The sequence below is a fragment of the Sulfitobacter sp. PM12 genome (genome assembly GCF_045586035.1).
GTDB lineage: Bacteria > Pseudomonadota > Alphaproteobacteria > Rhodobacterales > Rhodobacteraceae > Sulfitobacter > Sulfitobacter pontiacus.
The window spans coordinates 546,432-567,604 of the sequence record NZ_CP151529.1 but is presented as its reverse complement, the minus strand read 5'-3'; the positions used below and the strand labels follow the sequence as shown (position 1 = coordinate 567,604).

21 protein-coding genes, 2 tRNA genes and 2 pseudogenes are annotated in these 21,173 nt (G+C 60.2%); 16 read left to right on the top strand and 9 right to left on the bottom strand.

The genetic code is table 11. The features are described from left to right. Positions 1–20: 20 nt before the first annotated feature. Positions 21–1,202: an MFS transporter gene (locus tag AADW22_RS02660; protein WP_407474193.1), complete on the bottom strand. Its 1,182-nt coding sequence runs from the start codon at positions 1,200–1,202 to the stop codon at positions 21–23. Between the two features lie 84 nt (positions 1,203–1,286). Between AADW22_RS02660 and AADW22_RS02655 the strand changes: the two genes are divergently transcribed. After that, positions 1,287–2,183 (top strand): LysR substrate-binding domain-containing protein, encoded by an 897-nt coding sequence (locus tag AADW22_RS02655; protein WP_407474192.1) that lies wholly within the window; start codon positions 1,287–1,289, stop codon positions 2,181–2,183. Positions 2,184–2,391: 208 nt separating this feature from the next. On the opposite strand, the gene AADW22_RS02650 is transcribed toward AADW22_RS02655, so the two are convergent. Further along, positions 2,392–3,066: an RES family NAD+ phosphorylase gene (locus AADW22_RS02650; protein ID WP_407474191.1), complete on the bottom strand. Its 675-nt coding sequence runs from the start codon at positions 3,064–3,066 to the stop codon at positions 2,392–2,394. Beyond that, positions 3,063–3,578 (bottom strand): MbcA/ParS/Xre antitoxin family protein, encoded by a 516-nt coding sequence (locus AADW22_RS02645; RefSeq protein WP_407474190.1) that lies wholly within the window; start codon positions 3,576–3,578, stop codon positions 3,063–3,065. The genes AADW22_RS02650 and AADW22_RS02645 overlap by 4 nt, the downstream gene beginning before the upstream one ends. A gap of 79 nt (positions 3,579–3,657) precedes the next feature. Here AADW22_RS02645 and AADW22_RS02640 point away from each other — a divergent pair, with 79 nt between their 5' ends. The 3 genes and pseudogenes from AADW22_RS02640 to AADW22_RS02630 all read left to right on the top strand — a co-directional run bounded on the left by AADW22_RS02640 (position 3,658) and on the right by AADW22_RS02630 (position 5,357). Next, entirely contained in the window at positions 3,658–3,750 is a 93-nt protein-coding gene (locus AADW22_RS02640; RefSeq protein WP_407474189.1) for a recombinase family protein, read from the top strand. Positions 3,751–3,816: 66 nt separating this feature from the next. Next, positions 3,817–4,130, top strand: a pseudogene (locus tag AADW22_RS02635) (transposase); the annotation flags it as partial. Positions 4,131–4,186: 56 nt separating this feature from the next. Beyond that, a pseudogene (locus AADW22_RS02630) lies at positions 4,187–5,357 on the top strand (IS3 family transposase). Here the strand turns inward: AADW22_RS02630 and AADW22_RS02625 are convergent. The 4 genes from AADW22_RS02625 to AADW22_RS02610 all read right to left on the bottom strand — a co-directional run bounded on the left by AADW22_RS02625 (position 5,307) and on the right by AADW22_RS02610 (position 8,070). Further along, entirely contained in the window at positions 5,307–6,518 is a 1,212-nt protein-coding gene (locus AADW22_RS02625; protein ID WP_407474188.1) for a mobilization relaxase, read from the bottom strand. The pseudogene AADW22_RS02630 and the gene AADW22_RS02625 sit on opposite strands and share 51 nt — an antisense overlap. Next, positions 6,515–6,844: a plasmid mobilization protein gene (locus AADW22_RS02620; RefSeq protein WP_407474187.1), complete on the bottom strand. Its 330-nt coding sequence runs from the start codon at positions 6,842–6,844 to the stop codon at positions 6,515–6,517. Before AADW22_RS02620 ends, AADW22_RS02625 begins: the two co-directional genes overlap by 4 nt. A 136-nt stretch (positions 6,845–6,980) precedes the next feature. Further along, positions 6,981–7,838 (bottom strand): hypothetical protein, encoded by an 858-nt coding sequence (locus tag AADW22_RS02615; RefSeq protein ID WP_407474186.1) that lies wholly within the window; start codon positions 7,836–7,838, stop codon positions 6,981–6,983. 155 nt (positions 7,839–7,993) lie between these two features. Next, a tRNA-Arg gene (locus AADW22_RS02610) sits at positions 7,994–8,070 on the bottom strand. Between the two features lie 156 nt (positions 8,071–8,226). Between AADW22_RS02610 and AADW22_RS02605 the strand changes: the two genes are divergently transcribed. The 9 genes from AADW22_RS02605 (at position 8,227) to AADW22_RS02565 (ending at position 17,345) form a co-directional block, all read left to right on the top strand. Continuing rightward, positions 8,227–9,264: a LacI family DNA-binding transcriptional regulator gene (locus AADW22_RS02605; RefSeq protein ID WP_037942958.1), complete on the top strand. Its 1,038-nt coding sequence runs from the start codon at positions 8,227–8,229 to the stop codon at positions 9,262–9,264. Then, complete coding sequence (locus AADW22_RS02600; protein ID WP_407474185.1) at positions 9,261–10,466, top strand: winged helix-turn-helix domain-containing protein; 1,206 nt, start codon at positions 9,261–9,263, stop codon at positions 10,464–10,466. Before AADW22_RS02605 ends, AADW22_RS02600 begins: the two co-directional genes overlap by 4 nt. A 164-nt stretch (positions 10,467–10,630) precedes the next feature. Further along, on the top strand, positions 10,631–11,875 hold the full coding sequence (locus tag AADW22_RS02595) for an NAD(P)/FAD-dependent oxidoreductase (RefSeq protein WP_407474184.1): 1,245 nt from the start codon (positions 10,631–10,633) through the stop codon (positions 11,873–11,875). Positions 11,876–11,914: 39 nt separating this feature from the next. Further along, entirely contained in the window at positions 11,915–12,904 is a 990-nt protein-coding gene (locus tag AADW22_RS02590; protein ID WP_037942954.1) for a TRAP transporter substrate-binding protein, read from the top strand. Between the two features lie 71 nt (positions 12,905–12,975). Next, positions 12,976–13,500: a TRAP transporter small permease gene (locus AADW22_RS02585; protein ID WP_005850973.1), complete on the top strand. Its 525-nt coding sequence runs from the start codon at positions 12,976–12,978 to the stop codon at positions 13,498–13,500. Between the two features lie 4 nt (positions 13,501–13,504). Then, positions 13,505–14,815 carry a TRAP transporter large permease gene (locus AADW22_RS02580; protein WP_009825820.1) on the top strand — a complete coding sequence of 437 codons (1,311 nt, stop codon included), beginning with the start codon at positions 13,505–13,507 and terminating at the stop codon, positions 14,813–14,815. Further along, complete coding sequence (locus AADW22_RS02575; RefSeq protein WP_407474183.1) at positions 14,812–15,549, top strand: 5-oxoprolinase subunit B family protein; 738 nt, start codon at positions 14,812–14,814, stop codon at positions 15,547–15,549. The genes AADW22_RS02580 and AADW22_RS02575 overlap by 4 nt, the downstream gene beginning before the upstream one ends. Continuing rightward, entirely contained in the window at positions 15,546–16,574 is a 1,029-nt protein-coding gene (locus AADW22_RS02570) for a biotin-dependent carboxyltransferase family protein (RefSeq protein WP_407474182.1), read from the top strand. Before AADW22_RS02575 ends, AADW22_RS02570 begins: the two co-directional genes overlap by 4 nt. Then, positions 16,575–17,345 carry a LamB/YcsF family protein gene (locus tag AADW22_RS02565; RefSeq protein ID WP_037964670.1) on the top strand — a complete coding sequence of 257 codons (771 nt, stop codon included), beginning with the start codon at positions 16,575–16,577 and terminating at the stop codon, positions 17,343–17,345. An 81-nt stretch (positions 17,346–17,426) separates the two neighbouring features. Here AADW22_RS02565 and AADW22_RS02560 read toward each other — a convergent pair. Then, a tRNA-Lys gene (locus AADW22_RS02560) sits at positions 17,427–17,502 on the bottom strand. Positions 17,503–17,606: 104 nt separating this feature from the next. On the opposite strand from AADW22_RS02560, the gene dapF reads away from it, so the two are divergent. The 3 genes from dapF to AADW22_RS02545 are packed head-to-tail and all read left to right on the top strand — an operon-like array spanning position 17,607 to position 20,188. After that, on the top strand, positions 17,607–18,515 hold the full coding sequence (gene dapF, locus AADW22_RS02555; RefSeq protein ID WP_407474571.1) for a diaminopimelate epimerase: 909 nt from the start codon (positions 17,607–17,609) through the stop codon (positions 18,513–18,515). Beyond that, positions 18,512–19,768, top strand: coding sequence for a tRNA (N(6)-L-threonylcarbamoyladenosine(37)-C(2))-methylthiotransferase MtaB (gene mtaB / locus AADW22_RS02550; RefSeq protein ID WP_074636232.1), 1,257 nt, complete (start codon positions 18,512–18,514; stop codon positions 19,766–19,768). Before dapF ends, mtaB begins: the two co-directional genes overlap by 4 nt. 60 nt (positions 19,769–19,828) lie before the next feature. After that, positions 19,829–20,188: a putative quinol monooxygenase gene (locus AADW22_RS02545; protein ID WP_009825814.1), complete on the top strand. Its 360-nt coding sequence runs from the start codon at positions 19,829–19,831 to the stop codon at positions 20,186–20,188. 132 nt (positions 20,189–20,320) lie between these two features. Here AADW22_RS02545 and AADW22_RS02540 read toward each other — a convergent pair whose 3' ends face one another. Continuing rightward, positions 20,321–21,169 carry a cytochrome c1 gene (locus AADW22_RS02540; RefSeq protein WP_037942948.1) on the bottom strand — a complete coding sequence of 283 codons (849 nt, stop codon included), beginning with the start codon at positions 21,167–21,169 and terminating at the stop codon, positions 20,321–20,323. Between the last annotated feature and the right edge of the window lie 4 nt (positions 21,170–21,173).

Genomic DNA, 21,173 nt, shown 5'->3' with positions numbered 1-21,173 from the left:
ATGCGGCGAGGCAAGTTAGGTTATTCAGCAGCAACTGCTTGGGACGATGTTGTGTTTAGGCGGCCGGACAGGCGCACCAAAACGATCCCGACCACCACCACACCAGCGGCGATGTAAGGCGCAGCGGCAAGGCCGATGCCTTCCACCACAAGTCCACCAGCCCACGCGCCGCCGGCAATGCCAAGGTTGAACGCACCGATGTTCAAACCGGACGCCACATCCACCGCACCGGGGGATACTTCGCGCGCAATTTGCACGACATAGGATTGCAGAGGCGGCACGTTGGCGAAGGCAAAGCCGCCCCAGAAGGCCGCAACCGCGATGGCTGCATTTGGGTGCGTAAGGAAGGCACCAAGTGCGATCAGTGATATCGCAAGGCCAGCAAAGATCACCGTCAGGGACGGCACTGCACCAATACGATCAGCCAGTTTACCGCCGGCGATGTTCCCTACGGCGACAGATGCACCATAGAGCAGCAGCACAAGGCTAACCGCGCCGGCAGACAGGCCCGTGACTTCGTTCAGCATCGGCGCAAGGAAGGTGAAGGCGATGAAGTTGCCGCCATACCCCACAGCTGTGATCAGATAGACCAGCAGAAGGCGCGGCGAAGTCAGCACCTGCAATTGCGCCTTGATCCCTGCCCAGGCCGTCTTGGTCAGATTGGCCGGCACCAAGATGGCAGAAGCGATGAACCCGATCACGCCAAGCGCGACGACGCCAAGGAAAGTCGACTGCCAGCCGAAGTTCTGGCCGATAAACGTCCCCAAAGGCACACCTGTCACAAGGGCGACGGTCAGGCCAAGGAACACCAGTGCGATGGCCGAGCTTTCCTTTTCAGGCTCCACCAGATCGGTGGCGATGGTCGAGGCGATGGCAAAGAACACGCCATGCGCCAGACCGGTAATGAAGCGCGCAGCGACAAGACTGCCGTAATCCGGCGCAAAGGCGGCATAAGCATTGCCCAGGGTGAACAATGCCAGCAAGAGCAGCAACAACGTCTTGCGCGGCACTCGGTCTGCCATGGCGGTCAGCACTGGCGCGCCGATGGTCACGCCAAGCGCATAGAGGCTAACCAACAGGCCAGCGGAGGGGATAGAAACGGCAAGATCGGCGGCGATGGTTGGAAGCAAGCCAACGATAACGAACTCAGTCGTTCCGACGGCGAAAGCGCTGATGGTCAGCGCCCAAAGGGCAAGGGGCATCGGTTTTCTCCAATAAGTTTGATGTCGACGCCACATATGCCAGTCGCTATCTGTTGCGAGAACAGGCAAGTTTGGAATGGATCATTGCAGAAACTGCACGAATTGCTGCGCATGGGGGATTTGGCTGCCTTTGTCGGGATCGTCGATGATGGGGGCTTTGCTGAATCCGCGCGGCGCAGAGGGGTATCGGCCTCAACACTCAGCCGGTCAGTGTCGCGGCTGGAAGAGCAACTGAAGGTCACACTCCTGCGCCGGACTACGCGGTCCATCGAGATCACCCCCGAAGGCGCTGCCGTTCTGGCCGAGGCGCGTGAGATTTTAGATCGCAGCGAAACCCTGCAAGAGATCGCAACAAGTGGACAGGCCCCCGCCGGACCACTGCGTGTGAATGCGCCTGTGCCTTACGTCCTGCATGTTCTTGCCCCGCGGTTGGCCGAGTTTCGTGCGGAATACCCCGGCATCCAGCTTTCGATCGACATGACAGATGCGCTGGTGGACCTTATCGGCAGTCACGCGGACGTTGCCATTCGACTGGGCCAGTTGCCTGATAGCGACATGTTGCACCGCCCCTTGGGGCGCACGGCTTGGAAATTAGTGGCTGCGCCGGAATACCTTGATCGGAACGGCTGGCCGAAAACACCAACCGACCTTGCAAAGCTGGAGCAAGTGCGCTTCGCGGCACCAGATCATATCAACACGCTGCGCGTTGCCGGCCTATCCACTCCTGTGACGGTGCCACCCTCGGTGACCGCAGGCAATGGAGAGGCCGTGCGCCAGATGGTATTAGGCGGTCTGGGCATCGCGCGTTTTTCCGATTTCATGATCGCAGATGACATCGATGCGGGCCGATTGGTTGAGCTGTTTCCGGGCCAGCTTGACGCCACCCCGCTGGATATCTCAGCCCTCTACCTTACCCGCGTCTCCGGGTTGCGCCGGTTGGGTGTTTTTCTGGATTGGTTGGGAACCATTGGTGCGGGCTGAATTATTCCCAAGTGCTTTCAGTATGCATAACGATGACGAGCAATGCCTGGCCGCAAAGAGTTATTCTTAGTCAGTCTTATATCGGCATGTTTTTAGATGTCCGCTTCTTAGACGCTGCACTGCAGCGGCGCAGTGCTATGCGAACGGCTGGTAAGGGCCGGTTTGGCTTAACGTAGGATTTAGCACTGAGCCGGAGCAGACCCCTTGATCAGGAGAGCTGGCGCACAACCACCCGACCGGTTCGGGGCACGTCGATCCTGAAGTGTTTCGCCTGCGTCACATTCCGGATAAGGGGTGGGCGAAAGCAAACCCAGTTTTCATGTCCGGCGTGACGCACGCTTTCATATCGGATGCCGGCACGCGTGCCTTCATCCCGGACGCGTCGCCCGAAAGCCTGTGCTATAGGGTAACTCGCATCGTCGGGATCATGATATTCCGTATGCGCTCCGAAAATGTCGACATAGGCTCCATCAAGGTGCGCCTTATATTGGCGATACGTCTCGGATTTCTGCGTCAACGCGCTCAGCGCGATCTCCTTGCGCAGCCCATCGGCAACCTCCAGAAGCGCGGTGTTGGAAAGGGTCGAGCCATACCACGCTCCGAGGCTCGCATCAGAAAACCGCAGGCCGCCGGGCGATCCGTGCAGAAACGCCGCCATGACGACGCTGGCATTCGGGACGCCATACACCCATTCCGCGCGAGGCAGGCGCGCGAGCCGCGGGCTTACGAGGCGGTCGTTTGTCCAGCCTTCCAGCTCCATGACGGCCGCAAGGTCGTCGGAGGTGGTGACCGCGTCAAAGGCGGGGATCGGCGGAAACCGTGAGGGAATAAGGCGTGTTGTGCCCTTAGGCGCCGAAGATGTCGCGTAATCTGAAATCTTCATACAAAGACAAGGTCGTCTTCGGTGACCGCCTCGAAGCTGCCTTCCGGCGCGCCAAGTCCCATATTGCCGCCGCGCCAGGCGTCAAGATACCGGCGCACCGACATGAGGCCGTCGTGCCCGCCTTCCAGCATATAGGCCATAGGAGAAGCGCCGGCGAAGAGGGTGCCCTGATGAGGCCCCTTCAGCCAGACCAGTGCCTGATTTTCATCTTCAAACAGAATGGTCAGCGCTTTGTAGATACCAAGTATAGCCGAAATCCGTAACAGCGTATCAAGAGGCAGGGTCAGCGGCTGCTGTTCACGCGCCTTCTTCATCCATTGATGATAGGTGGAGCGGCCCGGATCACCCAGGACGGCAATACGATCCGCTTCGTTCAGGTCGAACCGATCAGCGATTTCCCGAAAGGCGCGCAAGCCCGGCGCGCTTAAACGCTCGCGATCTCCTCGGGAGATGGTATGAAATTGCACGGCCTCGGGGGAAACCGAAGTGTTTGAAAAATGTGCAATCTGCATATCTCAGCCTCCTTTGTCTACTTACAGACATATAGTCTGCATATGGACAAGTCAATAACAAGGAGGTATAGCATCCTTCGTGATCATTGTCGTCCATCACCTCGACCGTCTCGGCCGCTCGACACGCGATGTGCTGAACTTCGTGCATGAACTGGACGCCATCGGGCGGTAGTCCCCCGTAAAATTAGAGGTGTTCAAAAGTAGAATTTTCTCGGCAGGATATCTGAGGAGATTTACGATGAAGAACGGACGATTTAGCGACGCGCAAATCATGGCAGTGTTGAAGAAGGCGGAGGGCGGCGTGCCGGTCTCTGAGCTGTGCCGCGAGCACGGAATGAGCAGCGCGAGTTTTTACAAATGGCGGGCCAAGTTTGGCGGCATGCACTGCGCGGCAGGGTTATGCGCAGCATGATCCCGAGAGTGGATGCGTCCTTGATTTCCGAGATGAAGGATATGGCGGAAGAGAACCGTCGTCTGAAGCGCATGTATGCCGAGATGAGCATGCAAAACGACCTGCTGAAGGAAGCGCTTGGAAAAAAGCGTTATGGACCTGTCGCGGTTTGATGCCGCTCCTTTGATAGCATCTACTGCAACAAAGGAGACTAACTATGGGACTGAAACGCACAGATGAATTCCGCGCTGATGCGGTGCGTATCGCGCTAACCAGTGGACTGACGCGCAAACAGGTGGCTGACGATCTGGGCGTCGGCATGTCGACGCTGAACAAATGGATCACTGCACATCGAGACACGGATGTGGTGTCAAAAGAGGATCTTAGCCTTGCCGAAGAGAATGACCGTTTGCGTCGTGAGAACCGCATTCTCAAGGAGGAGCGGGAAGTGTTAAAAATGGCCACGGTGTTCTTTGCGAGCCAAAAGCCGTGAGGTTTAAGTTCATTGAAGAACACCGAACAACATTTTCCATCAATCTGATGTGCCGGGTTATGGCAGTCAGCCCGCGTGGTTTGCGGGCGCATCGTAGCCGTCCAGCCAGCCGCAGGCAGCGGTCTGATTTGGTCACGCTGGCCCATATCAAAGAACAATCCCGTCTCAGTTTGGGCAGTTATGCACTGCACGGCAGGGTATTGCGCAGCAATGTCCCGAGAGTGGCAGGCCGCGTATGACCGAAGAGCTGAAGGAAATTGGTCTGAATGTAGGGCACCGCCGCGTAGGCAGGCTGATGCGTCAGAACGGCATATCGGTCGTAAGAACTCGTAAATACAAGGCGACAACGGACAGTAATCATAAGTTCAATATCGCGCCAAACCTGCTGGGTCGTGACTTTAACGCTGATGCGCCCAACCAAAAGTGGGCAGGCGATATCAGTTATATTTGGACGCGCGAGGGGTGGCTGTACTTGGCTGTGATATTGGACTTGCATTCACGGCGTGTAGTTGGCTGGGCGGTCTCGAACCGGATGAAACGCGACCTTGCGATCAGGGCTTTGAAGATGGCCATCGCGTTCCGTCAGCCGCCCAAGGACTGCATCCATCACACGGATCGTGGGTCGCAATATTGTTCGCACGACTACCAGAAGATCCTGCGCCAGCACGGGTTCAAGGTGTCGATGTCTGGCAAGGGAAATTGCTATGATAATGCCGCCGTCGAGACCTTCTTCAAAACCATAAAAGCCGAGCTGATATGGCGGCAGTCATGGGAAACGCGCAGGCAAGCTGAGATAGCGATCTTTGAGTACATCAACGGCTTCTACAATCCGCGACGCCGACACTCAGCATTGGGTTGGAAAAGCCCTGTCGCTTTCGAACGCAAGGTGGCCTAAACGAGCACCTGGGGCGGCACGAAAGCGCGACAGGTCCATGTCTGCCCAGCCTGTTCGATCCTTGTCAGACCCAGCTCCTTCAACTCCGAGCGCGTGATCAAACCCGTCCAAAACCAGCTCGCGATCAGCACCGTCGCGATCCAGGTTGAGACCATCGCCACGATCACCCATGGCGAAATTGTCAGCCAGCGCCGGATCGTCTCGCTCCGCCTCTCCAACTCGCTCTTGCTGTCGCTCAGAAAGAACCTGGTATCGGTTTCGATTGTATGCAGCGCGCTGGTCGCAATGCTGCTGAAATCGCTCCTGAAGCTCTCCAACTGAGATGCCATCAAGGCGGCGTGGTCGCACCGGATCGTCTCCAGGTCCGCGTTCAATTTCTCGGCGAGGCGGGTCGGCTTGCCAGTCGTCATTGAAAATCTCTCCTTTTAAACGCCAGCGCTCGCCGATGTCGGGGTCTTGGGCGGTGATGTAATTCTTGCTAGCACGGGGGATCTCGAACCCCGCGTCAGTGAGTGTGTCGATCATGCTGGCACGGTCAGTAATGGTGCCGACGCTGATCTGATCGAGGATCCAATCGTGCAGCTCTTCGCGACCTTGCGCGCGCGTCGGCGCTTCAATCGTCGCCCTCACTTCGCGGGCGCGTTCTGGCTCCAAAGGGTCTGCCCAACCGTGCGTCTTGTTCAAAAGATCGCGCAGGCTGGCAAAGGCGTTCTCATGCCCTGGCGGCGCGATGTTCAGTGCCTTCCCGGTGCTGAGTTCAAGGCGTGGGGCGCAGAAGTGCAGCTCGACGTTGCCCTCATGCGAGTGGCGCACCCAGAGACAATCGTATTGATCCCTGTCCAGCCCGGCAAAGGCCAGAGCCTCAAATAGCTCAATGGCCTCTTGCTGGGCGGCGGGACTGGGATCGTCGCTGTCGGCAAAGCTGATCACGCCTGCCGTGTAGCTCCACTTGTTGGGGCTCGCATCGATCAGGTCGCGGGTTTGGTCGGGACTGCCGTGCAGCACCTCGGGCAGCGGGTTGCGGATCTTGGTTTGCGGTTCACCGGCGTCATCGCGGATAAGGTTGCGGTTGTCTTCATAGGCCAGAACTTCACGCGCTGTCAGGTAGTCTACGGGGGCCGCACCGCCACCTGTGCCAGTGGAGAAGAACGAGATGATCATTCGCAGTTCTCGCCTTTGTGCGCCGCCAAGATTTGCGCCATCTGCCGTTCGATGGCCACCAACTGCGTCGCGACCTTAAGCGTGTCGATCTGGCTCGCGCGGCCGGATTTGACTGCGCCGTTGATCCAGCGGGCGAGCTGATTGAGGTTGCCGCCGACACGGGCAATCGCAAAGGTCAGCTTCGGATCAACACGCGGGACGGGCTTGCGCCGACGTGCTTCGGTCAGCCCCAAGGCCTCGCGCATCAGCGTGGCGTTGGGCAGGCCAGCGGCGTGCGCCTTGGCCATAAGCGCAGCCTTTTCCGACGGGGTGCATCGAAAGATCACGCTCTCGGAAAGGCATTCTTTGACGCCGCGTGCGTCTGGTTGGGGTTTGAAGGGGAGGCCTGCCGCCCCTCACAAGTCCCGCCGATGTAATCGGTGGGTAACCTTGCTCTCTGCTCTTCGTGGAGATCGGTCGCACTCATGCTCTGAGCCCCGCCGCCTCGATTTCCGCTGGGCTGACTAGGTTTGCGGCAAGCAACGCGGTCACTTGGCCGGGTGTGATGTGGCGGCACAGTGGGTGTTTGTCTGTGACCCAGTCGGCCAAACCTTTCAGCAATTCCACCTCTTTTGCCTTGCCAGCTTCCCGCGCCTCCTCAACGTCGTGAAGGTATCTCAACCAACGGCCAGTGCTGAACCAGTTGTCGGAGAAGCACACCTTGGAGCGGGTGAAGCCTTCGCTCTCGCTGGCATAGGCTCGCACGGCGTCCTCAAGGTCTTTGGCATCCACTCCGTCGGCTAGCGCTTGGCGGATTTGCGAGAGGCAAACCGCTTTGCCGCGAATGCGGTCCTCCGGATAGGCCGACAAAATCCTTTCAGAAACCTCATCCTCCACCGCCGCCTTCGCGTGCGAAGGATTTGGTTTTTGATATGGTTTATATCTGTTCTTATAGGATTTGCCCTCTGGGGCAGATGGCTTGCCCTCAGGGGCAAATGCATCATTTTCCCTTTCGGTCGGATCGATTTGCCCATTTGGGCAAATGGAGTTGCCCAGGGCATACCAGCAGGTCCGATCATAACGATCATCGCTGAAATTACCCTTGATGATCAGCTCTGCGCTAACCAGCTTTTCGAGGGCTGTTCGGATCTGCTTTTCGCTCAGATAAGGGAACAGCTCACCGAAGGCCGAGATAGAATTGTAGGTCCAATACCGCCCGTCTCGAAGGTTGCGGCGATTGGCTTGGTTCTTCTCGATCCAGAAGGTGATGTTCTGGAAAATCACCGCCGCGTTCAGGCCAACCTGTCCGGCGATTTCGGGATCAAAGCTATGGCGGCTCATGTTTGGCCCCCAAAATGCGCACAAACGTGCGAATTTTGTACAGGTTTTGTACGAGAAATCGGCCGTTTCAGCCGATTTCGCCGCGAAAGCGCACGCGACTTTTTGCACGCTTCCGCACAACGCCCTGTAAATAAGCCATATTTTCTAGGTGGTTTTGGCGACCCCGGCAGGATTCGAACCTGCAACCTGCCCCTTAGGAGGGGGCTGCTCTATCCAGTTGAGCCACGGGGCCACGGGATTGGCTTAGCGCAAAACGGGGTGGTGATCCAGCCACACTGCACGGTGGTATGGCAGCGCTGTGGTGGGGGGCTTGATATGGTGATTGCCTGCGCCCGACCGACGCACTACGCTGTTGATAGAATACCACTTTCAAGCAGGACAAGCGCCTTTGACACAGCCTCCGAAACGCCCGTTGACCCTTCGTGATGTATCCGATGCCTGCGGGGTGTCGGAGATGACGGTCAGCCGGGTTCTGCGAAAACGCGGCGACGTGTCCGAAGCGACGCGCCGGCGGGTGCTGGCTGCGGCGAAAGAGTTGGGGTATGTGCCCAACCAGATTGCCGGATCGCTGGCGTCCCAACGGGTGAACCTTGTCGCGGTGATTATCCCGTCGCTGTCGAACATGGTCTTTCCCGAGGTGCTGAACGGCGTCAATCAGGTGCTTGAAGACACCCCGCTACAGCCGGTCGTGGGCGTCACAGACTATATGCCCGAAAAAGAAGAACGAGTTCTCTATGAAATGCTGTCGTGGCGGCCCTCGGGCGTGATCATCGCGGGGCTGGAACATAGCGATGCGACACGTGCCATGCTCAAGAACGCGGGTATCCCCGTGGTCGAGATCATGGATGTTGACGGACGTCCGATTGATGCGATGGTCGGCATCTCGCACCGCCGTGCGGGGCAGGAAATGGCCAAGGCGATCCTAAAGGAGGGCTATGAGCACATTGGTTTCATGGGCACCAAGATGCCGCTTGACCACCGCGCCCGCAAACGGTTCGAAGGGTTTACCGAAGGGCTCGCTAAAGCCGGGATAGAGATCGAGGACCGCGCGTTCTACTCTGGCGGCTCTGCGCTGGCCAAGGGGCGCGAGATGACGCAAGACATGCTTGAGCGGTCGCCCGAGCTGGATTTCCTGTATTATTCAAACGACATGATCGGCGCGGGCGGATTGCTATATCTGATCGATCAGGGCATCGATATTCCGGGCCAGATCGGCCTTGCCGGCTTCAACAACGTCGAGCTGCTACAGGGCTTGCCCCGTCAGCTTGCCACGATGGACGCCTGTCGGCTCGAGATCGGACAGGCCGCGGCGCGTATCATTCTGAACGATACACTGGATGAACCGGACCCCGACCTGCAAACGCAGATTACCCTGACACCGACCCTGTCGCTGGGGGACACACTGCGCCGCAACCGCAAGGTATGACGCTGCCGCTGATCGGCAACCGCGACGCCCGTCGCATCTTTCTGCATCGCCATCTTCTAAGCGATGCGCCCCAGGGGCCCGCCAGCGGGAACGACCTGTTGCAGCTGATCCAGGGCCTGGGCTTTGTGCAGTTGGACAGCATCAATACCGTGGCGCGGGCGCATGACCTGATCCTGTTCTCGCGCCGCCAACGCTATCGCCCGCAAGCATTGAAGACCCTGTATGAACGCGATGGGGCGCTGTTTGAGCACTGGACCCATGACGCCGCGGTGATCCCGATGGGATACTACCCCCATTGGGAATTGCGCCGCCAGCGGGACGCGCAGATGCTGCGCCAGCGGTACAAGAACTGGCACCAACATGATTTCGAGGGGCGGTTCCAGACCGTGCTCGACCAGATCCGCGCACAGGGGCCGGTGTCGTCGTCTGATGTGGGGCAGGATGAACCGCGCTCGAATGGCGGGTGGTGGGATTGGCATCCCTCCAAAACCGCGCTGGAATATCTGTGGCGCGCCGGCGCGCTTTGCGTCGTGGGGCGGGACGGTTTCCAGAAACGCTATGACCTGACAGAGCGGGTGATTGACGCGGCGCTATGCGACCCGTCGCAGGCACCGGATGAGGCGCAGACCATTGATTGGTGCTGCAACGGCGCGCTGGATCGTCTGGGCTTTGCCACACCGGGGGAGCTGGCGGCATTCTGGGCGCATATCTCTCCGGCAGAGGCGAAGGCATGGGTTCAGCGTGAACAGGCCGCTGGACGTGTCGAGCAGGTGCAGATCGCGGGCGCCGACGGCACAATCCATCGCAGCTTTGCCCGTCCCGGTCTGGCAAGCGACCCCGCGATAGACATGGCTCCGACCGCACGGCTGCGCGTGCTTAGCCCCTTTGACCCGGCCTTGCGCGATCGCAAACGCGCCGAACGTCTGTTCGGCTTCCGCTACCGGATAGAGATGTTCGTGCCCGCGCCCAAACGGGTCTATGGCTATTATGTTTTTCCGATCCTGCAGGGCGACAGCATCATCGCGCGGGTGGATATGAAAGCGCACCGTGACCGCGATACGCTGGTGGTACGCGCCCTTTGGCCAGAGCCGGGCAGCCGGTGGGGCAAAGGCAAACAAGCCGCCTTCGAGGCAGAGCTGGCCCGCATCATCCGTCTGGCAGGCGTCAGTCAGATCGCCTTCGAAGACGGCTGGCTTCGTTAACCCACTCCGTTTCGATGAACGAATTGGCGGTACATGCTTGCGCAAGCGACAACGATGACAATTTGTAAACATTTTGTTGACGTATTGCTTTTCCCTGCCAAAGTGAGCGGAAAGGAATCAAGAACCATGTCGAACCGTCTTTGTTTTCATCCCAAGGGTCGCCCATGACGCGCCAAGTGGTCGTCGTGGGGGCGGGTATTGTCGGTGTGTCATCGGCAATCTGGCTGCAACGCGCAGGCGCGCAGGTCACGATCATTGACCGCGCGGCACCGGGGACAGGCACGTCGCATGGAAACGCGGGCGTGCTGGCGGCCTGCGCCGTGGCACCCGTCACCGCCCCCGGCCTGATCGCCAAAGCCCCCGCGATGCTGCTGAACCCGGATGTGCCGCTTTACCTGCGCCTGCCCTATCTGCCGCGTCTGCTGCCTTGGCTGGCAAAGTATCTGCGGGTCGCGAACGACCGCGACACCCGCCGGATTGCGCAGGGGCTCGCGCCTATTGTCAGCGACAGTGTGGACCAACACAAAAGCCTGACCGCTGATTTGGGCCTGTCCGACTGGGTGAGGGACAGCGATTATGTTTTCGCTTATCGAAACCGCGCCGCGTTTGACGCCGAAGCCTACACCTGGGCGCTGCGGGCGGAGGCGGGGTTCGCGCCAGAGCTGATCGAGGGGCCGCAGATACACGAGTATGAACCGACGCTCGGGCCGGACATCCACCTGCTTGCCACCATGAGGGACCACGGCTTTATCCGCGACCCCGGCGGCTATGTCGGCGCCCTGGCGCGGGCGTTCGAACAGGGCGGCGGCACGATCCTGCAGGCCGAGGTCAAGGATTTCGACCTGTCCGGCGGCGCGATTTCCGGGGTAGAGACGACCCAAGGCCGCGTGGCCTGTGACGATATCGTGCTGGCCACCGGCGTCTGGTCGAAACCGCTGATGGCCAAGCTGGGGCTGAACGTCCCGCTGGAAAGCGAACGCGGCTATCATGTGATATTCGAGGGGGCGACGGGCGGGCCTGCGCGCCCCGTGATGATCGCCAGCGGGAAATTCGTTGCCACCCCCATGGCGCAGGGCCTACGCTGCGCGGGTATTCTGGAATTCGGCGGGCTTGACGCAGCCCCGTCCAAGGCACCGCTGGCGCTGCTGCGGCGACAGGCCAAGGCGGCCTTTCCACAGCTTAGAGCCACGCACGAAATCGAATGGCTGGGGCACCGACCTGCCCCCAGCGACAGCCTGCCCCTGATCGGACAGGTTGGCACAAGCCGGGTCTTTACCGCCTTCGGGCATCACCACATCGGGTTGACAGGCGGGCCCAAAACAGGCCGCCTCGTCGCAGGATTGGTTATGGGGCAACCCGTCAACACCGACCTGCAGCCCTATGCACCACAACGGTTTAGCAGGGGCTAACCCCGCAAACCAAAGACATACCAACAAGGAGAGAACCACATGAAACGGACCACCACATTGATGACAGGCGTCGCAACCGCCGCCCTGACGGTTACCGCCGCCCTACCCGCTTTCGCGGCTGAGAAATGGGACATGCCGATGGCCTATTCGGCGTCGAACTTCCATTCCGAGAACGGCGTTGAATTTGCCAACTGCGTGACCGAAGGCACCGCGGGCGAGATCGAGATCACCGTGCACCCCGGCGGGTCGCTGATCGCGGGTGCCGATATCAAACGCGCGATCCAGACCGGTCAGGTCCAGCTGGGCGAACGCATCCTGTCGGGGCACCAGAATGAAAACGCGATCTTCGGCTTTGATTCCATCCCCTTCCTCGCGCCGTCCTTCGAGGCGTCCGACAAGCTGTGGAAAGCCGCGAAACCCAAGATCGAAGAGCTGTTGGCAGAGCAGAACCTGACGCTGCTTTATAACGTGCCGTGGCCGCCACAGGGTCTGTACTTCAAGAAAGAGGTCAACACGATCGAGGACATGAAGGGCGTCAAGTTCCGGTCCTACAACAACGCCACCAGCCGTCTGGCAGAGCTGACAGGCATGCTGCCCGTCACCATCGAAGCCGCCGAGCTGAGCCAGGCTTTTGCCACCGGCGTTGCGGAATCGATGATCTCGTCCGGTGCGACCGGCTATGACCAGAAAGTCTGGGAAAGCCTGACCCATTTCTACGAGGTCGACGCCTGGCTGCCGCGCAACTACATCATGATCAACAACGACGTATGGAACGATGTCTCGGAAGAGAACAAGGCGATCATCACTACCTGTGCCAGCGATGCGGAAACGCGCGGGCTGCAAGCCTCCAAGGACTATACGCAGTTCACCTATGACGGGCTGCGCGAAGGCGGCATGACCGTGGAACCCGCGAGCGAAGAGCTGATGTCCGGCCTGCGCGACATTGGCGGCACCATGACCTCCGAATGGCTGGAGAATGCGGGCGAGGACGGTCAGGCGATCGTCGATAGCTACAAATCCATGCAGTAAATCAACGAACGGCGGCACCCCCACAGGTGCCGCCGTTTGACGTTCGATCCGCCAATCCGGAGACCTTTCCCATGAACATCCTGCGACGCCTGCTTGATTTCATCTATTTCGCATCTGGCGCCTTGGCTGCCGTCAGTCTTGTCGCGATCCTGCTGCTGATCGTGGTGCAGATGGTTGCCCGCTGGACCGGCGAGGTTTTCCCCGGTGCGGCAAGCTATGCCGGCTATGCGATGGCCGCCGCCAGCTTCCTCGCTTTCGCCAACGCGCTGAACCGTGGCGCGCATATCCGCGTATCGGTGCTGCTGAACGCCCTGCCCGCAGGCCCGAAACGGCTGCTTGAAATATGGTGCTTCGGCCTTGCCGCGGCGATTGCGTGGTATTTCACCTACTACGCCTATTGGTTCGTCTACTGGTCGTGGAAATTCAACGAAGTCAGCCAGTCGCAAGACGCCACATCCTTGTGGATTCCGCAGTCGGTGATGGTTGTGGGCGGCGGCATCCTTGCCATCGCGCTGACCGATAACCTGCTCTATCTGATCGTAAAAGGCGAACACCGTCTCACCCGCGATCTTGTCGATCAAAGTTTTGGGGAGTGACGCTGTGACGGAACTTTACGCGATCATTCTGTTTATCACTGTGCTGCTGTTCCTGCTGGGCACCGGCGTCTGGGTTGGTCTGGCGCTGATGGGCGTCGCCTGGTTCGGGATGGAACTGTTTACCACCCGCCCCGTTGGCGATGCTATGGTCACGACGATCTGGGCCTCGTCCAGCTCGTGGACGCTGACCGCGCTGCCGCTGTTCATCTGGATGGGGGAGATCCTGTTCAGGACGCGGCTATCTGAGGATATGTTCAAAGGGCTGTCGCCGTGGCTGGCGAAATTGCCCGGCGGGCTGGTGCATACCAATATCGTCGGCTGCACCGTCTTTGCCGCCGTGTCAGGGTCGTCTGCCGCGACGCTGTCGACCGTGGGTAAAATGTCGATCCCCGAACTGCGGGCGCGCAACTATCCCGAAAAGATGATCATCGGCACGCTGGCCGGTGCCGCCACGCTGGGGCTGATGATCCCGCCCTCGCTCGCGCTGATCGTTTACGGCGTCACCGTGAACGAAAGCATCACCGAACTGTTCTTTGCCGGCGTCCTGCCGGGGCTTATTCTGGCGCTGATGTTCATGGCCTATGTCGCCTTTATCGCGCTGACCTCGAAGGACTGGAACCCCAGCGTCGAGACAGGGATGAGCTTTGCCGCCAAGCTGCGCAACTCGCGCTTTCTGCTGCCGGTCTTCGGGCTGATCACGGTGGTGATCGGGTCGATGTATCTGGGCTACGCCACCGCGACAGAGGCGGCTGCCATCGGTGTGCTAGGGTCGCTGGCGCTGGCGTTGATGCAGGGGTCGCTGAACTGGACCAGTTTTCAGGAAAGCCTGATGGGCGCAATGCGCACCTCTGCCATGATCGCATTGATCCTTGCGGGTGCTGCCTTTCTTAAACTGTCGATGGGCTTTACCGGCCTGCCCCGTGCGCTGGCGGACGGGATCGCAGCGCTTGAACTGACGCGCTTTCAACTGCTGATGGCGCTGCTGGTGTTCTATATCGTGCTGGGCATGTTCCTTGATGGTATTTCGTCGGTCGTGCTGACGATGGCTGTGGTTGAACCGATGGTGCGCGGTGCGGGGATCGACTTGATCTGGTTCGGAATCTTTGTTGTGGTCGTGGTCGAGATGGCGCAGATCACGCCGCCGATCGGGTTCAATCTGTTCGTGCTGCAAGGCATGACGGATCACGAGATGGGATATATCACCAAAGCCGCCTTGCCGATGTTCCTGATCATGGTGGTGATGGTCTTTGTCCTGATCTTCTTCCCCGACATCGCGACCTGGCTGCCCGAAAATCTAAGGCAGGTGCCCCAATGACCGACTTCCCCCTGATCCAGACCGTTGGCCTGTCCGGCGTGCTGGTGCGTTTTGCCGACACGATGTCAGAGCCCGCGAACCGCGCCGCCCTGTCGTTTCGCGCCGCCGTGGATGCCGCCGACTGGCCCGAGGTGACAGAGACGAGCACCTCCCTGGTGTCCACCTTCCTGCAGATCGATCTGGTGGCGGCTTCGGTGGACAGCCTGCTGGACCGGCTGCACGATCTGCTGTCAACGCGCGACTGGTACACCTCTGACCTGCCGACGGGGCGGACGCTGTGGCATGTGCCGACGGTCTATGGCACCGACCTTGCGCCTCAGCTTGAAGAAGCGGCAGATCTTGCGGGGCTGGACCCCGATGCGGCGATTGCACAGCTGTCGCAGGCGCGCGTACGGGTGCTGACCATCGGCTTTGCCCCCGGCCAGCCCTATATGGGCGAACTGCCGCAGAACTGGGATATTCCGCGCCAGCAAGGGCTGACAAAATCCGTCCCCGCCGGCGCGTTGATCGTGGCGATCCGGCAGCTGATTATCTTCACCAATGCCTCCCCCACCGGCTGGCGCCATATCGGGCAGACCGCGTTCAAGACATTCCGCCCGCGCAGCGACACGCCCTTTGCCCTGTCACCGGGGGACGAGCTGTGCTTCCCCTCCATATCACGCGCCGAATATGACAAGATCGCCGCGACAGATGAAACCGGCCAGGGCGGCGCAGAGACAGAGGTGCTGGCATGAGCGCGACCCTCACCATTTCCCAAGCCGGTCCCGCCCTGACGATACAGGATATGGGCCGTCCCGGTTGGCGTGCCCAAGGGCTTACAAAGGGCGGTGCCGCCGATCCCGTGGCGCTTTACGAAGGGGCCGCCCTGCTGGGCCAATCGCCCGAGCTTGCGGTGATAGAGATGACAGGCACCGGCGGGACCTTCACGGCCGACGCCGACATCCGTATCGCCCTGACAGGGGCCACCATGGCCGCCAGCATCGACGGGGATGCCATCGTCTGGAACGCCAGCCACATGCTGCCCGCTGGGGCAAAGCTGACCATTGGCGGCACCACGGGCGGCACCTATGGCTATCTGCATGTGGGCGGGGGCATCGCCTCTGACAGACTGTTGGGGGCACGGGCCAGCCACCTAAGCGCAGGTCTGGGCCAGCCGCTCGCTGCGGGCGACGCGCTGCCCCTTGGGGCGGACAAGTCGCGCGAAACGGGGCTGCAACTGCCCCGCGACAGTCGTTTTGACGGCGGCACCGTGCGCGTCGTGGCCAGCATGCAGACCGACCACTTTACCGCTGATGAACGCGAACGCTTCGAGACCACCGCCTTTACCCGCGACCCGCGTGCCAACCGCATGGGCGTGCGCATGGACCACGACGGCGACGGTTTCAGCGCCGAGGGCGGTCTGTCCATCCTGTCCGAGGTCATCGTGCCCGGCGACATCCAGATTACCGGTGACGGCGCACCTTTCGTGCTGATGGGCGAGTGCCAGACCACCGGCGGCTATCCCCGCATCGGGACCGTGATTCCCCGCGACCTGTCCCGCGTGGCGCAGGCCGCATCGGGCACCGCGATCCGGTTCGAATTCATCACGCTGGAACAGGCCATCACGCTTGAGACGCAGCACCGCCAAGACATCAAAGCGCTTGGCGGGCAGGTCACGGCGCTGGTCCGCGACCCTGCCAAAATCCGCAACCTGCTGGCCTATCAGCTGGTGGGGGGCGCGATCTCTGCCACCGACAACCCCTTTGAAGAGGAGCATTAAATGCCGACCGTCGATCTGAATGCCGATATGGGCGAAAGCTTTGGCCCGTGGAAAATGGGCGATGATGCCGCTTTGTTGCAAATCATCAGCTCTGCCAACATCGCCTGTGGTGGCCATGCGGGTGACGCTGATGTGATGTCTGCCACAATGACGCTGGCGCGTGACAATGGCGTCGGCATTGGTGCGCACCCCGGTTTCATGGATCTGGCCGGTTTTGGCCGCAACCGCATGTCGGTGCCACGGGGCACGCTGCAAAATCAGGTCCGCTATCAGGTCGCCGCCAGTGTCGGCATGGCGCGCAGCCTTGGCACATCGGTCCGCCACCTGAAACTGCACGGCGCGCTCGCCAATATGGCGTCAGAGGACGAGATACTGGCCCGTGATCTTTATGAGGCCGCGCTCAGCGTCGCGCCTGATCTGATCGTCATGGTGCTGGCCGCCACGGCGCAGCAGGATGCGGTGCAATCGCTTGGCTGTAAGTGGGCCGGAGAGATCTTTGCCGACCGCGCTTATAACGACGACGCGACGCTGGTCGACCGCTCTAAACCCGGTGCGGTGATTCACGATGCGGCACTGGCGGGCGAACGGATGGTCAAAATGGTCAAAGCCGGTGCGATTTTGACCGAGGGCGGCCAAACAATTCCTGCCGCGATCGATACGATCTGCCTGCACGGCGACACCCCCGAAGCCGTCGACATTGCCCGCGCTGTCAAATCATCCCTGCAAGAAGCAGGGATCGCGCTGAAATGTTTTGAAGGCCATACGGGCTAAGCCCTAAACCCAAGACCTGAAACGAAAAACAGCGCCCCGAGGGGCGCTGTTTTTATCCGTTCCAGTCAGACTGGAAAGTAGTGGTGAGCCGTGATGGGTTCGAACCATCGACCTACTGATTAAAAGTCAGTTGCTCTACCAACTGAGCTAACGGCCCACTAGGCGGGTATCTAGAAAGGTGCGGCCTTGGGGTCAAGCGGAAACTTACGAAAAATTTCACTCTCGCTGGATTAGTTTCAAATGCCGCGTTATATGCGCCGAATGTATAGTGATCTGACCAACGGTTTGCCCTTCATGAAGATGCATGGGCTGGGCAATGATTTTGTCGTGCTAGACGCGCGCGAAAAGGTCGTGCTGGATGCGCGCCAAAAAGAAATGCTGGATGCGCGCGACGGTGCTGTGCGTGCCGACGCGCCCCCGGCGCTCCCGAAGGTGACCCCTGCGCTTGCGCAGGCCATCGGACATCGCCAGTTCGGCGTGGGCTTCGACCAGCTGGCTGTGATCACCAATGGCGCCGCTGATGCGCATCTGACGTTCTTCAACGCCGACGGCTCCACCTCTGCCGCTTGTGGCAATGCCACGCGCTGCATCGCGCGGTTCCTGATGGAGGAAACAGGCAAGACCCAACTGCACCTGACCACCGACCGCGGCGATCTGGCGGCGCGGGATGCAGGCAATGGGCTGACATCGGTCAACATGGGTCATCCACAGCTTGACTGGGACGAAATTCCGCTTGCTCGCCAGATGGATACGCTTGAGCTGCCAATCGACGGTGCGCCGACAGCCACCGGCATGGGCAACCCCCATTGCACCTTCTTTGTTGATGATGTCGACGCGATTGATCTGGCCGGTTTTGGCCCCGGTATCGAGCATCACGCGCTTTACCCCGAACGCACCAATGTGCAGATCGCCCAGATCATCGGCCCCGATCACATCCGTATGCGCGTGTGGGAACGGGGTGTGGGCATCACGCTGGCCTCCGGCTCCTCTAGCTGTGCGACGGCCGTGGCAGCGGCCCGCAGAGGGCTGACAGGCCGCGCCGTGCGTATTGATCTGGACGGTGGCACGCTGCACATCGACTGGCGCGAGGATGGCGTCTGGATGACCGGCCCCTCGGCCCATGTCTTCAGCGGCGTGCTGACCCCTTCGTTTCTGGAAAGCCTGACATGAGCGCCCCGATCTTCTCGAATCACGGCTGCCGCCTGAACGCCTATGAGACCGAAGCGATGAAAGAACTGGCCGAACAGGCCGGCCTGAAAGACGCGGTAATCGTCAACACCTGCGCCGTCACCGCCGAGGCCGTGCGTAAGGCCCGCCAGGACATCCGCAAACTGCGCAAGGCCAACCCCGACGCGCGTTTGATCGTCACCGGCTGCGCCGCCCAGACCGAACCGGAGACCTTCACCAAGATGGCAGAGGTCGACGCCGTCATCGGCAACACCGAAAAAATGGTGGGCGCGACGTGGCAGGGATTGGCGGCTGATTTCATCGGCGAGACAGAGGCGCTGCAGGTCGATGACATCATGTCGGTGACCGAAACGGCGGGGCATCTGATTGACGGTTTCGGCACGCGCAGCCGGGCCTATGTGCAGGTCCAGAACGGCTGCGATCATCGCTGTACCTTCTGCATCATCCCCTATGGCCGCGGCAATTCCCGCTCGGTCCCTGCGGGGGTTGTGGTGGATCAGATCAAGCGGCTGGTCGACAAGGGCTTTAACGAAGTCGTTCTGACCGGCGTCGATCTAACCAGTTGGGGTGCGGACCTTCCCGCGACGCCCAAGCTGGGTGATCTGGTGATGCGCATCCTGCGGCTGGTGCCGGACCTACCCCGCTTGCGCATCAGCTCCATCGATTCGATCGAGGTGGACGAGAACCTGATGCAGGCCATCGCCACCGAGCCCCGCTTGATGCCGCACCTGCATCTGTCCTTGCAGCACGGCGACGACATGATCCTGAAACGGATGAAACGCCGCCACCTGCGCGACGATGCGATCCGTTTTGCCCAAGAGGCCCGCAAACTGCGTCCCGACATGACCTTTGGGGCCGATATCATCGCCGGTTTCCCCACCGAAACCGACGCGATGTTCGAAAACTCGCTCAAACTGGTGACGGACTGCGATCTGACATGGCTGCATGTCTTCCCCTATTCGGCGCGCGAAGGCACGCCCGCGGCACGGATGCCTGCGGTGAACGGCACGCTCATCAAGGAACGCGCGGCGCAGCTGCGTGCTGCGGGTGACGCGCAGGTCGCGCGCCATTTGGCGGCCCAACAAGGTCGCGCCCATCAGGTGTTGATGGAAAGCCCCACCATGGGCCGGACCGAACAATTCACCGAAACCCATTTTGCCACCCCCCAGACCGAGGGCGCGATCATTTCGGCCACGATCACCGGCCAGAACGCAGGGCATCTGCTGGCTGTGTGAGACGTTGCAGATTGTAAACCTTTCTCCTCTAGGGTGATTCCCTAGCGAGAAAGGGTTAACATGAGCGAAATTATCGAATGGGTCCTCGAGATGGACGTGCGGGATGGTCAGGGCGACAATGTCCAACCGTTGCTTGATGAAATGGTACAGGCTGCAGAGGCAGACGAACCGCGTACACTGCATTGCGAATTCTACATGTCCGACGACCGACGCACCTGCACTGTGCTGGAACGTTATGCGGACAATGCAGCCGTGATGGCGCATTTTGCGCAGTTCGGTGGCCGCTTTGCTGACCGGTTTACAGAGCTGTTTATGCCGGTGCGTTTAACCGTCTACGGCCCTGCCACCGCCGCGGTGATGTCCGTGCTTGCGGGTTATGGCGGTGTGCGGCTGGACCGCGTGGCAGGCTTCCACCGCTAAGCCACGGGCACCGTCTGTCTCGGTATTTGACTCGCGCGTTTGGCGACCAGCCGACTACCGCAAAAAAAGAAAACCCCCCGAACCACAATGGATCGGGGGGCTATATTCAGGCATTGGCCGTGTGAAGGAAGATCAGTCTTCCTTGTGTTTCACAGGAGCCCACAGACGTTTGTTGGTCAGGTACAGCAGTACCGACAACAGCGTCAGGAACAGAACGCCAGCAAAACCGGCTTGCTTGCGTGCCATCATCTTGGGCTCGGCTGTCCACATCAGGAAGGCCGCAACGTCTTCGGCTTCGTGGTGCAGGTCAGAATCGTGACCGTCGTTATAGGTCACGTCATCACCGTACAGCGGGGGTGCCATGGCGATCCAGCTGCCTTCGATTGTGGCGTGGCCATTCTCGTCCTTACAGGACTCGGGGATACCGCCGCTTGGGAACGCCGTGTTGTAGTGACCGGGGAAATCCTCGGGGGCACAGGCAGGCGCTTCTTCGTAGCCGACCATCAGGGACGCGATGTATTCGGGTCCGCCGATGCCTTTGAAGAACTGGTTGATCCCCAGACCATAAGGCCCGTGGAAACCCGCGCGCTTCTTGGCCATCAAGCTGAGATCGGGCGCAGTATCCAACGCGGACTCAGGGAAATGGTCAACCGGCGTGCCGGGGCGTGTGTCGTCCAGCTCGGGGTCGAAGATATCAAAGTTCGCGGCATAGGCACGCACCTGATCTTCGGGAAGGTGGGGGCCACCTTCATCCGCAAGTGTACGGATCGGCACAAACTTCATCCCGTGGCAGGCAGAGCATACCTCGGTATAGATTTGCAGACCGCGTTGCAGCTGGTTGGCATCGAAGGACCCGAAAGGCCCTTCGAAAGAGAAGTCAAAGTCTTCGACATGCGCTTCACCACCGGCGGCGAAAGCAGCGGAACCTGCAAAGCCCAAGGCGACAACAGCCGAAAGGAAGGTTTTCTTGATCATTGTCATGGTC

Coding starts and splice junctions, on each gene's coding strand:
- AADW22_RS02660 (WP_407474193.1), bottom strand. CDS start 1,202: ATGCCCCTTGCCCTTTGGGCGCTGACCATCAGCGCTTTCGCCGTCGGA.
- AADW22_RS02650 (WP_407474191.1), bottom strand. CDS start 3,066: ATGAAGATTTCAGATTACGCGACATCTTCGGCGCCTAAGGGCACAACA.
- AADW22_RS02645 (WP_407474190.1), bottom strand. CDS start 3,578: ATGCAGATTGCACATTTTTCAAACACTTCGGTTTCCCCCGAGGCCGTG.
- AADW22_RS02625 (WP_407474188.1), bottom strand. CDS start 6,518: ATGATCATCTCGTTCTTCTCCACTGGCACAGGTGGCGGTGCGGCCCCC.
- AADW22_RS02615 (WP_407474186.1), bottom strand. CDS start 7,838: ATGAGCCGCCATAGCTTTGATCCCGAAATCGCCGGACAGGTTGGCCTG.
- AADW22_RS02600 (WP_407474185.1), top strand. CDS start 9,261: ATGACGCTGCCGCTGATCGGCAACCGCGACGCCCGTCGCATCTTTCTG.
- AADW22_RS02595 (WP_407474184.1), top strand. CDS start 10,631: ATGACGCGCCAAGTGGTCGTCGTGGGGGCGGGTATTGTCGGTGTGTCA.
- AADW22_RS02590 (WP_037942954.1), top strand. CDS start 11,915: ATGAAACGGACCACCACATTGATGACAGGCGTCGCAACCGCCGCCCTG.
- AADW22_RS02585 (WP_005850973.1), top strand. CDS start 12,976: ATGAACATCCTGCGACGCCTGCTTGATTTCATCTATTTCGCATCTGGC.
- AADW22_RS02575 (WP_407474183.1), top strand. CDS start 14,812: ATGACCGACTTCCCCCTGATCCAGACCGTTGGCCTGTCCGGCGTGCTG.
- AADW22_RS02570 (WP_407474182.1), top strand. CDS start 15,546: ATGAGCGCGACCCTCACCATTTCCCAAGCCGGTCCCGCCCTGACGATA.
- AADW22_RS02565 (WP_037964670.1), top strand. CDS start 16,575: ATGCCGACCGTCGATCTGAATGCCGATATGGGCGAAAGCTTTGGCCCG.
- dapF (WP_407474571.1), top strand. CDS start 17,607: ATGTATAGTGATCTGACCAACGGTTTGCCCTTCATGAAGATGCATGGG.
- mtaB (WP_074636232.1), top strand. CDS start 18,512: ATGAGCGCCCCGATCTTCTCGAATCACGGCTGCCGCCTGAACGCCTAT.
- AADW22_RS02545 (WP_009825814.1), top strand. CDS start 19,829: ATGAGCGAAATTATCGAATGGGTCCTCGAGATGGACGTGCGGGATGGT.
- AADW22_RS02540 (WP_037942948.1), bottom strand. CDS start 21,169: ATGACAATGATCAAGAAAACCTTCCTTTCGGCTGTTGTCGCCTTGGGC.